Annotated in this window: 9 protein-coding genes; 4 read left to right on the forward strand and 5 right to left on the reverse strand. The window is 40.2% G+C overall.

Annotated elements, in window-relative coordinates; all coding sequences use genetic code 11:
* Window positions 1–46 precede the first annotated feature (46 nt).
* The gene (locus tag AACZ87_RS10155; RefSeq protein WP_339866878.1) at window positions 47–1,198 is read left to right on the forward strand and encodes a Fic family protein; all 1,152 of its coding nucleotides are present in this window, start codon (window positions 47–49) and stop codon (window positions 1,196–1,198) included.
* A gap of 116 nt (window positions 1,199–1,314) precedes the next feature.
* Here the strand turns inward: AACZ87_RS10155 and AACZ87_RS10160 are convergent, their stop codons facing one another.
* Window positions 1,315–2,559, reverse strand: a complete 1,245-nt coding sequence (locus AACZ87_RS10160; RefSeq protein ID WP_339866879.1) for a M28 family peptidase — start codon at window positions 2,557–2,559, stop codon at window positions 1,315–1,317.
* 178 nt (window positions 2,560–2,737) lie between these two features.
* On the opposite strand from AACZ87_RS10160, the gene AACZ87_RS10165 reads away from it, so the two are divergent.
* The 3 genes from AACZ87_RS10165 to AACZ87_RS10175 all read left to right on the forward strand — a co-directional run bounded on the left by AACZ87_RS10165 (window position 2,738) and on the right by AACZ87_RS10175 (window position 5,450).
* Window positions 2,738–3,847: a hypothetical protein gene (locus AACZ87_RS10165; protein ID WP_339866881.1), complete on the forward strand. Its 1,110-nt coding sequence runs from the start codon at window positions 2,738–2,740 to the stop codon at window positions 3,845–3,847.
* Window positions 3,848–3,931: 84 nt separating this feature from the next.
* Window positions 3,932–4,396 (forward strand): hypothetical protein, encoded by a 465-nt coding sequence (locus tag AACZ87_RS10170; RefSeq protein WP_339866883.1) that lies wholly within the window; start codon window positions 3,932–3,934, stop codon window positions 4,394–4,396.
* A 127-nt stretch (window positions 4,397–4,523) separates the two neighbouring features.
* Complete coding sequence (locus AACZ87_RS10175; protein ID WP_339866885.1) at window positions 4,524–5,450, forward strand: mechanosensitive ion channel family protein; 927 nt, start codon at window positions 4,524–4,526, stop codon at window positions 5,448–5,450.
* A 112-nt stretch (window positions 5,451–5,562) separates the two neighbouring features.
* On the opposite strand, the gene AACZ87_RS10180 is transcribed toward AACZ87_RS10175, so the two are convergent.
* From AACZ87_RS10180 to lysA, 4 genes are all read right to left on the reverse strand, one after another.
* Window positions 5,563–6,588, reverse strand: a complete 1,026-nt coding sequence (locus AACZ87_RS10180) for a type IX secretion system membrane protein PorP/SprF (protein WP_339866887.1) — start codon at window positions 6,586–6,588, stop codon at window positions 5,563–5,565.
* 3 nt (window positions 6,589–6,591) lie between these two features.
* The gene (locus AACZ87_RS10185; RefSeq protein WP_339866889.1) at window positions 6,592–8,634 is read right to left on the reverse strand and encodes a gliding motility-associated C-terminal domain-containing protein; all 2,043 of its coding nucleotides are present in this window, start codon (window positions 8,632–8,634) and stop codon (window positions 6,592–6,594) included.
* Window positions 8,635–9,043: 409 nt separating this feature from the next.
* Window positions 9,044–10,087, reverse strand: coding sequence for a type IX secretion system membrane protein PorP/SprF (locus AACZ87_RS10190; RefSeq protein ID WP_339866891.1), 1,044 nt, complete (start codon window positions 10,085–10,087; stop codon window positions 9,044–9,046).
* Between the two features lie 223 nt (window positions 10,088–10,310).
* Complete coding sequence (gene lysA, locus AACZ87_RS10195) at window positions 10,311–11,543, reverse strand: diaminopimelate decarboxylase (protein WP_339866893.1); 1,233 nt, start codon at window positions 11,541–11,543, stop codon at window positions 10,311–10,313.
* Window positions 11,544–11,747: the final 204 nt, after the last annotated feature.

Here is an 11,747-nt window from a genome sequence, read left to right on the forward strand (position 1 = left end):
TTTACTTTAATTGATAAAAGTAAAATATAAAGGAGTATATTTGGATATGCCTCGCATAGAAAAATTTGAATCCGGACATTTTGAAACTGCTTTCCAGTACAGATATTTTGTCCCAAATAAAGTAGATGTGGATTGGTTTTGGAATTCTCCCTTACTAAATAAACTACTTGAAAAAGCTGCGATAAAGCTGGGAGAACTGAATTCCTATGCACGCATGGTACCGAATATTGATTTGTTTATTCAACTCCATGTGGCCAAAGAAGCTGTGGTTTCTAGCAAAATTGAAGGCACACAGACGCGGATAGAGGAAGCACTATTGCCCATCGAAGATATACAGCCGGAGCGTAGAGATGATTGGCAGGAGGTGAATAATTACATCAATGCGCTCAATGCTACCATTTCCCAGTTAGAGCGCTTACCTCTTTCGTCCAGATTGCTTCGCAATACCCATGAGCTATTGATGCAAGGCGTACGGGGCGAAAACAAGCAGCCCGGGGAATTTCGCCAAAGTCAGAATTGGATCGGAGGAAGCTCATTGGCAGATGCTGTATTTATTCCGCCCCAGCATCAATTGATTCCTGAGCTCATGAGTGATTTGGAGCAATTTCTTCACAATGAAGAAGTTTTCGTCCCAGATCTGATTAAGATCGCCATCGCACATTATCAATTCGAAACCATACATCCATTTTTGGATGGAAATGGACGGGTAGGGAGATTATTAATTACCTTATTTCTGGTCAGCAAAGGCATTTTGGAGAAGCCACTACTGTATTTATCTATGTTTTTTGAGAAAAACCGAAGTTTATACTACGATAAGCTTTCGGCTGTACGAACAAAAAATGACATGCTCAACTGGGTTAATTTTTTTCTAGTGGGAATTGAAGAAACTGCATCAAGAGCCGTCAATACGCTATCCCATGTATTGCTGCTAAAAGAGCAAAAGGAAGAAATGATCGATGCGGAATTTGGCCGTAGAAGTACCAGCGCAAAGGTATTACTGAACGGGCTTTTCCACGAACCAACCATTACGGTTGAAAAAGCTGTTGCATTAACTGGGTTAAGCTTCAAAGCAGCGAATGACCTGGTGCAATTGATGCGAGAAAAAGGAATTCTTACCGAGCAGACTGGCCAATCCAGAAATAGAATCTTCGTATTTGAAGAGTATCTGCAAGCCTTTGGATATGGAGAAGGAAAGTAAAATATGAAAACCCTTATTTTACCTTAATGATAAAAGGTAAAACAAAACCCCGGGATTCATGTGATCTCGGAGTTTATTTTTTACACTCTTCGTTCTAAATTCTAGCTTCTTGGCTCTTAAAAAACAACTTTCACTTCTTTTTTCTCCCCATCTCGCTCATAGCCTAGAAGTACTTCGTCTCCTTTTTGGAAAGCACTTAGCGCACGCATGTAACTCATCATATCCACAATTGTAGAGTCGCCCATTTGCAGGACAACATCGCCTTTCAAAAGACCTGCTGCCTGTGCTGGTTTATCCTCAGATACCCCGTCGATTCGCATTCCTTTTCCATCAAAAAGATAATCTGGCACTACGCCCAAGGACACTGTAAAGCGTGGAGAATCCCCATTGCTGTCTTTGGTTTTGGTGAAGGCAAGCTTTGGCTCAGTGTCCAACTGATCTACCAAACGATCAATGTATTTCACCACAAGCAATAATCCATCATAATTAATCAATTCAGAATCATCAGACGGTTTGTGATAATCTTCATGCTGACCTGTGAAAAAGTGAAGTACTGGTAAATCCTGTAAATAAAAGGAAGTGTGATCGGAAGGACCAACACCAGACTCTGAAGTGACCAATTTCAAGCTGTCGGCATTCGCCAAATCCAATGCAGGAACAAAGCTTGGACTGGTACCAACACCATTAATTGCGAGTGTCTTTTCTGCATTCAAGCGACCCACCATATCCATGTTGATCATGTAATTGACTTTTGCGAGGTCAATGGTTGGATTCTTCACAAAGTAATTTGATCCCCATAGACCATTTTCCTCCCCTGAAAATGCTATGAACAGGAAGTTACTTTTATGTTCTTCATGCTTCAGAATTCTAGCCAAAGCAACTAATGCCGCTGTTCCACTGGCATTGTCATCGGCACCATTGTGGATAGCCGAATCACCACGATGAAGTGAACCTTGCCCCCCCATTCCCAAGTGATCAAAATGCGCTCCGATTACTATGGTATTTTCAGACTTGTTGTCAATAAAACCAATGACGTTTCTGCCGGTTACACCTTCACCATCTGTACCGATTACCGCTTCCTCATGAGGGTTCGTAGGTTTTGATACGGTAAAAGGTTGAAAGTAGGATTCCGTTCCTTTAGGCTCCAATCCAATTTCTTTGAATTCGGCAGCCAAATAGTCAGCAGCTTTCTGTTCACCCTCAGTGCCGATCGCCCGTCCACCTAGGTCGTCTGCTGCAAGGTAGGTGACGTCTTCCTTCAACCCTTTTTTCAGGCTTTCATCACTTGGAGCAGGTGTACAACTCCAGGTAAGAAAAGCTACTGAAGTAGCTGCAAGTGTATAGTTTAGTAGTGATTTCATTTGTATAATTTTTAGCTTTTTAAATGTCACATCCTGTCCCGAAATTTCAGGGACGGAGTCTTGCATGATAATTAATCGTTCCTTTTTTTCATGCTCGATTTCATGCCATTTGTCATATTTTGCCAAAGATAATAAATGGTAACTTTGCGCAGCAATTCTTAAAAATTCCAATTAAATAATGAGACAATTACTTATTGCCCTACTTCTATTATCATTTGCATGCAGTCCAAAATCGGAAGTTCAAACTGAAATAGAAACTGAAGTACATTCGGCATCTGACTCCTTGCTATTGAAGCCAGAAGAAATGAAATATTTGAAGAACATCAAGCAACTAACTTTTGGTGGAAATAATGCCGAAGCGTATTGGTCATTTGATGATTCTATGCTGGTTTTTCAATCCGATTACAGTGAATGGGGAGCAGAATGTGATCAGGTTTACTACACTAATTGGAAAACAGATGACCTGCAGAATTCTCAGCCAAAGCGACTTAGCACTGGATTAGGAAGAACCACTTGTTCCTATTTCCTTCCTGACAATAAAAGTATCGTCTATGCATCTACACATTTGGGAGGGGATAATTGCCCGCCAGTCCCAGAGCGTAGAACAGACGGCAAATACGTTTGGCCGATTTATGATTCCTTTGATATTTTCACTTCCGATCTGGAGGGAAATATTATTTCCCAGTTGACGAATGAACCTGGCTATGATGCTGAGGCGACGGTTTCTCCAAAAGGGGATAAAATTGTGTTCACTTCACTGAGAACAGGAGATTTGGAGCTTTACACTATGAATATCGATGGTACAGATGTGAAGCAAATCACTTCCGATTTAGGATATGATGGAGGAGCGTTTTTCTCCCCTGACGGAAGCAAGATCATCTGGAGAGCATCCCGCCCAACTTCTGAAGAAGACATCAAAGAATACAAAGACTTACTCGAAGAAGGTTTGGTAATGCCTACAAGCATGGAATTATATGTAGCAAATTCCGACGGCACTAATGTCAAAAAGATAACAGATTTAGGCAAAGCCAACTGGGCTCCATTCTTTCATCCATCGGGAGAAAAAATCATTTTCGCCTCAAATCACCAAACAGAAAGAGGTTATCCGTTTAATCTCTTCATGATCAATCTTGACGGAACAGGGCTGACTAGAATTACCCATGACGGTACGTTTGATGCATTTCCAGTATTTTCAAACGATGGTAAATACCTGGTTTTCTCTTCCAATAGAAACAACGGAGGAACTAGAGATACCAACCTTTTCGTAGCCGAGTGGATAGGGAATTAACCTTCGTCTTCAATTGCCCATAAAAGTACCTTCACAATTGGCGGTCTTTTTGTTTTATTTAACTTAACCAATTGAAAAACAAGTATGAAAACGCTACCTACACTATTTTTTGCTGCTTTGGTATTGGCAGCTTGCGACGGACAAAAAAAAGATTCCCCAATTGACGCAGCCTTTTCCCCGGAGGATGAGCTAATTCAAACGATCAACACCGAATGCTTTCAATATCTTGGAGAGAAGGATACTGTCAGTCTCACTACACACATGAATGGAACTAGTGTAACTGGAACGCTAGATTATCAGATTTTTGAAAAGGATAAAAACACCGGTAAAATTGAGGGGGAAATTCGAGATGGATTGATGATTTTGGAATATACTTTCATGTCTGAAGGAAGTTCTTCAAAACGCCAAGTTGTCTTTAAGAATTCTGGTGAAGGTTGGAAAGAAGGCTATGGTGACATGAAAGAAGTGGATGGCATCTTAGTTCATGTAGCTATTGATTCTTTGGATTACGAAAATTCCCACAGTTTAGTCCCTGTTCCATGTGAATAGCTTTTAGCGGGTCTTTGACATTTCGCTCTCAATTGCCTAATTTCTAATCTCGAATTGCCCAAGGTCACCTTTTTAATGATTGGTAATTACCAATTAAACTTCATTAAACTCTTTTTAACTATCGGACATGAAATACTATACCCGTTTAGTTTTGCCACTTTTGGTGACCCTATTGCTTGGATTTTCTAAGATATACTTTAGCCCTCAATCAAAAGAGTGGGATGGAGTCTTTTCCTACCTTCCACATATCAACACACTCTTAATTATTTGCGGATTTACCTGGTGTTTGTTAGTTGGAATGCAGATTGTCAAAAAGCTTTTTTTGAAGCAGTATGATATTTCCCAGGAGGATAATCTTCGGGCTAGAAAAGTCCTGACCCAGATTAATATGCTAGTGAAAATTGCAAACTTCATCATCATTTTACTTGGAATAGGTTTGATTTTAGTCTCTTTTGATTCTGTCCGGAAAGTTGGTGTTGGGTTCTTTGCTTCAGCTGGTGTAGCGGGAATCATTATTGGTTTTTCTGCCCAGAAAGCAATCGGGACCTTGATAGCAGGGATTCAGATCGCTTTTACCCAGCCTTTCCGATTAGAAGATGCTGTCGTGGTGGAAGGCGAGTGGGGATGGATAGAGGAAATTAATTTGAATTACATCGTAGTTCGAATCTGGGATTTGAGAAGATTAGTTTTGCCTACCACGTATTTCTTGGAAAACCCATTTCAAAACTGGACTCGAACATCTGGGGATTTATTAGGTTCTGTGTTTTTGTATACTGATTATACTATTCCCTTTGATGAGCTCCGAAAAGAGCTGGATAGAATTTTAGAAACTACAGATCTCTGGGACAAAAAAGTAAAAGTACTGCAGGTATCTGACGCAAAAGAATTTACTGTAGAGACCAGAATACTAGTCAGTGCCAAAAACTCACCAATTGCATGGGATTTGCGTGTTTATGTGAGAGAAAAAATGATTGAGTTCATCCAGAAAAACTACCCTGAAAGCCTTCCGAAAACACGTGTGGAAATGGTCCAAAAAGATATTAGCACTTCATGACCTATCTGCTTTTGATGTATAGCCAATTGGTTGAGCTGCAAAAAAAACAAGAGTTACAGTTGAGTTTCTATGCAATCTTCTAGCAATTTTAAAATCCGTAAAACTGGCAAAATCAATACTTGAAACAAGGCATGGAAGTCTTTCTTCCCGCGCCGCGCTTGTTGGTTGCTAAAAAACTATATCGCAAACTAATCTCATGTGCTCCTCCAGTATTGGCATTTCCAAGAGAAGAAAGAGTGAAATCATGACTGTAACCTACGTCCAATCCTCCACCTAAAGAAATTCCGACCAATCCGATAATCGCTTCATGGTTTGGAATTTCGCTTTGCTGCACTGGAATACCTCTATACCAAACGCCCAACACTAAAGGCTGTATATTAATCTGTGCACCCATATCTAGCTGCGAAAATGAACCTTGATTTTTATAATTGAAAGCTAAGGTCAATTCCTTAGTTCCGAAGCGCTGATTCAAATACTCAGTAGAAGAACCTCCAGAAAGGTCGAATTTCACTCCACCATGAGCAGATATTTTCAATGGTAGTTGGCTGTTTTCTCCGTCCATGAAAGAGATATTAGGCTGAGTCAAATGATGTCCAGCAAGTCCCAACCATAAATTTTCATTATGAAAGAGCATCCCAAAGCTATAGTCCATAAACTGGTGGCTGATGCCCTCACCCAGACTTTCTCCGCTCGCTCCACCAACGGCACCCGTCTGTCCATCGATCTGGCTACCAAAAACCAAATCTCCAAAATATGCATCTCTCTCCATATAGCTTACTTGACCTCCCATTCTCAAAAAGGACCGAAAGCCTAATCTCATTCTATAAGAGTAAGTAGCTCCAACTTCAGTCATGCTCAAATTTGCCATACTTTGCTCAGATCTGTTCACTATCAAGCCTATCCCACTATTTGCACTGAAGATGTAATGATCTACATAAGCAGAATAGGAATTGAATGATTGATCCAGACCAGGCCATTGGTTTCGATAATTCACACCGATCCGAGTCATTTCCGAAGCTCCCGTCATTGCGGGGTTCAGATACAATGGAGCGGCATAAAATTGAGAATATTGGATATCCTGAGCTTGAAGCTGAAAGGATAGGAAGCTTAGGGTAAGAAGCAGATACACGTGTTTCATTTTCTATCTAATAAGGGTGACTCCTCCAGTTCGGGTAAATTTCTCGCCTTCCCTGGATGTGTAGGTGATTTGATATAAGTAATTGCCAGGGGGTGATTCCTGACCTTGGTGTGTTCCATCCCATCCTTGAGTTTCAAGGCTTGCTGTGGAATACAGTTTTTCTCCCCAGGTATTGAAAATATCCATGGAGAAATTGGAGACTGCTCTGAGTTTAGGGATAAACGTGTCATTCAGGCCATCTCCATTTGGGGTAAAAGCATTAGGTATGGTGATAAACTCTAGGGGTGCATTCACTTGGATACTATTTTTTTCAACACTTGAACATCCATAGATGTCAAAGGCTGTAAGGGTAACCTCAAAATTCCCGGAGGTTTGAAAAATATGGATCGGGTCTTTTTCACTTGAAGCTTCTCCATCGCCGAAGGACCATTCCCAGCCGATAAACTCTTCGGATATGATACTTTCGAAGATGATTTCTTCATCTACTTGTACTTCAGGGTCACTGTTGATCTCAAGTTTTCTGTAGTCAAAATCCAACCTTCCAGCTTTGTTTATCTGCGTTGGATAATCCACTCGTAGTTCAGTTTGGGCAGTGCATCCCAAAGCATCAGTTACGTTTACTATCAGATTTCCGGATTTATGATAGTTGATTTCTCTGGAGTCATTTTCTCCTGATCCCCAAGTGATCTTGAATGGCTCTACTCCACCTTGGATGGAGACCCATGCCACGCCTGTGATTGAACCCTCTGTACAATCCACATCCAATGCAGTTTCAATGCGAGCATTTAAAGGCTGGGCCTCATTTATCGTAAAAGACTTATTCACACTACATCCACTTGCGTCAGAAACTGCAAGTAGGTAGGTTCCTGAAGGTAAATTAGCACGGTTCAGACCAGCATCAGGATCATCTTCCCAGATTGCAGTGACTTTTCCTGAAGCACCTTTAACACTCAATTGAATAGAACCTGTGGCTGAACCAGCGCATGTAGCATTAGATTGGGAGAGCATTTCTACCTCAAGTGCAGATGTAGTGGCTACACTAAATTGTTTTTCAACATTACAGCCCAACGCATCAGTCACTGTCAAGGAATAGACGCCAGAGCTGATGTTACTTAGCTTCGAGGAAGTCTGACCATTGCTCCATTTATAGGTATAAGGTGCAGCTCCACCTTCTACCGCAATTTGAATTTCTCCATTTCCCGATCCAGCGCAACTCTCTGGTACCACTGTTTCCTTTACAGTCATTGAAACTGTTTCCTTGACGGTGTAAGAGGTTTGATAGGAGCAACCAGACTGATCTTTAATAATAAGACTGTAAGTACCTGCCGATAAATTGCTAAGATCTTTGGAAGTAGATCCATTACTCCACATGTATGTATAGGGAACTTGGCCACCTTCAACAGCTAACTTAATCGCACCATCATTCTGACCTGAGCAACCCAAATCTTGGATAGATTCAGTAACCTTCATTCCTTCAGATGCAGCTTTGATCTCGAAGGTCGTAGTGACATCACAATTATATTTGTCAGCTACAGTTACAGAATATGTGCCTGGTTCAAGGTTAGAAGCTTCCCAAGTATCTTGAAGCCCATTACTCCAGGTAACTTTATAAGGCTCGCCTCTCCCTACTTTCACAGAGATTTTTGCAGAGCCGTCTTTGCCTGACCCGCAGCTGGCGTCTTTCTTTTCAATTGGATTAAGTATCAATGGAAAAGGCGGCTGAACTACGATCCTTTCAATATGAACTGTCCCTACGACATCGGTTATTTCCACAGTATAGGTACCAGCATATAAGTTGGTTCTATCCTTGGTGGTTTGTAAGGTATTCCACTTATAAGTATATGGTGCAATACCACCTTTTACGTCAAGGATAATATGTCCTTTTTCTGAATGCGAGCAGAGTGCTAATTTACCAGATACCTCTACGGTAATTCCATTAGTGGCTTCAATTCGGCTATTCTCAAAACGCAATACTTCCTCTTCAGTAGTTCGCTGAGCTAACGCAGGAACACTGTTCATCAAACTCCATAAGGGTAGGAGTATCATTAGGAAATATGTAGAATATGCCTTTTTCAATTTTTCGGAAATAGTTGGAAGCTGGGTGACTTTTCAACTTTCTAAATTTGTCTTACAAATCAAGATTACTGCATTTCGTTTTTAAGAATATTATTTTATGCAAATCATATACAACAAAATGATATTCTTTATCACATATGATTTTACGAAATAAGTGTAGAATAATTCTTAAATGCAAGAGTTCAGAGAAAGACGCTCAAAACGAAATGAGTCTAAAAAAAGTATTATTTTTCCTCAAATATTACCATAGCCAAAAAAAGTATGAAGTGATGCTTTTTTTTGTTTATCAAATAAAAAAAGCCTGAACGACAGGCTTTTAAAAAAAATATAAATTTTTTAAGATTATTTTCCGGTAAACTCCAATTTACTGGAAATCAACTCAATACTTGAAACATGGAATAACTCTACTTCGTTGGTTTCTACTTTTAGCATTTCCCCATAAAAATGAATAAGTCAGCGAAATCTCATGAGCTCCACCACTATTTTTCAAGCCCAATTTTGAAATGGTCACATCATAAGAATAGCCAATATCCAATCCATTTTCCAAGGATAGCCCTACCAAACCAATGAATGCCTCATTGTTTGGCAGATTGTTTTTTGTTGGAATCCCACGATACCAAATTCCTAGCACCAATGGCTCGAGATAAAACTGCGCACCAACATCTAATTGGTTGAATGGATCTTGCTGCTTGTAATTGAATGCAAAGGACACGGATCTCTCCGCATAGGCATGAGTGAAATAATTCCTTGGTCCTCCACCTAAATCAAACTTTATTCCGCCTTGAGCAGAAAGCTTCATTGGGAGTTTTGAAATTTGATCTTCAACGAATGAAGTATTAGGCTCTGAAAGGTGGTGCGCTGATACACCAAGCCAGATCTTTTTGGAGTAAAACATCCCACCTACCGAATAATCAAAGAAACTATACCTACTATCAATTGGAATCCCATTAAGCTCGTCGGTGATCCCACCAATTGTCCCATTAATTATATCGATTTGACTACCGAAGACAAGATCCGAAAATAAAGCATCGCGCTGCATAAAGCTGACCATACCGCCAATCCTAAAAAAATTGTTTTCGCTTAATTGAAGTCTATAGGCATAGGAAAGTCCAATTTCATTGGTGGACAGATTGGCTAAACTTTCCTGACTTCCATTGAAAATCAATCCAACCCCACTGTTGTAATCAAAAATATAGTGATCGATGTAGGCAGAATAGGAATTAAAACTATAATCCAAACCCGGCCACTGGTTTCTGTAATTGACACCTACCCGAGTAAGCTCACTAGCGCCTGTTAAAGCTGGATTGAGATATAGAGGAGCAGCGTAGAATTGAGAATATTGGGTATCCTGAGCTATTACATCGGACAGAATGCAACAAATAGCCCCTATAGTAATGAATACACTAATTATTCTCCTATACATAGACAATTACGCCTTAACCATACAAATTTATGTATTTGTGAACTGGCAAGGGTTATATTATTATGAATTAACGATTTGAAACGTCTAGGGCTTATGATTGGGGCTCAATCAAATGAGTTTCAAAACATTATTTTGAAGCTCCACAAACTTGTAGGGCATTCGAGATAATGCTGTAGCTGTTCAATAATTATACCAAAGGGTATGAGAATTATGAAAGGTGGGATTAAATGTCTATTTCGACTTGATTTCTGATCAAATCGTCAAATTCTTCTCGTTTTCTTATCAATTGAGCTTTTCCTTCCCATACCAATACTTCTGCTGGACGCAATCTAGAATTGTAATTAGAGGACATACTGATGCCATAAGCCCCAGCATTTTTAAATACTAACAGATCTCCTTTGCTGACTTTTGCCAACAAACGGTCTTTAGCTAGGGTGTCGGTTTCACAAATATATCCAACCACATGATAGGGTTGTAATTCTCCTTCAGGATTGCTCAAATTGTACACATCATGGAATGCATCGTACATCATAGGTCTGATCAGGTGATTCAACCCAGAGTCCACCCCTACAAACGTAATCTGTGGCGTCTTTTTGACCACATTAGATTCTACGATTAAATACCCAGATTCACTTACCAGAAATTTTCCTGGCTCAATCCATAATTCCAGCTTTTGCCCATATTTTTCGCAGAAATCATTAAATGCCGCAGACACTTTTGTACCAACCTCAGCAATATCGGTCGATGGATCTCCAGCTTTATACGCAACTTTGAATCCACCACCAAAATCCAAGAATTTCAGATCCGGGAAGTTCAATGCAGCATCAAATAGCACATTTCCACCTCTTAGAAAGATCTCAGCATCAAGTATATCGGAACCTGTGTGTATATGAAGACCAACGATTTTAAGTTGATATTTCTTCACCACTTCCAAAATATCAGGGAGCTGTTGGATAGAAATCCCAAATTTACTTTGAATATGGCCTGTAGAAATTTTAGCATTTCCACCAGCCATGATGTGCGGATTGATCCGGATACAAGCAGGCTTTGTATTGCCATAGACCGAACCAAACTCCTCCATCAGCGGAAGGCTATCTAGATTCACCATTACGCCCAATTCTACTGCTTGCTGCACCTCTCTGAAATTCACACCGCTTGGGGTATACATGATCTCCGAAGCTGCAAATCCAGCTAGCATGCAAATCTTTATTTCCTCTATAGAAACAGCGTCTACACCCTCTCCAGCCTTCTTCACTAGCTTCAAGATCGCAATATTAGACAGCGCTTTGGTGGCATATTTGATCTTAAGAGGGACCGTAGCAAAGGCAGTTTGAAGTGATTTAATCTGGCTTGCGATTTTCTCTCCGTCATAAACATAAACTGGAGTACCGAATTCCTGAGCTATTGAATCTAAGCTTATTCCCTGAAGCTGAATAGGATGTTGAGGTGCTGACATTATCTGAAATTTGGGTGCAAAGATAGCCAAATAACAAAAAAAGGAGGCATTTGCCCCCTATTTTCATAAGTTATAGTGTAATTAAGAAAACGCTGTTTTCGAGCCTAAATATAGAAGATGGAGTTGGAATTGATCACCTCACGCTCAATTATATAGGGGTTAAATATTGTTAAGCTCCCTGTATCGGCTGATTATAGGATTAAA

It is taken from the genome of uncultured Algoriphagus sp. (assembly GCF_963974365.1).
Classification (GTDB): domain Bacteria; phylum Bacteroidota; class Bacteroidia; order Cytophagales; family Cyclobacteriaceae; genus Algoriphagus.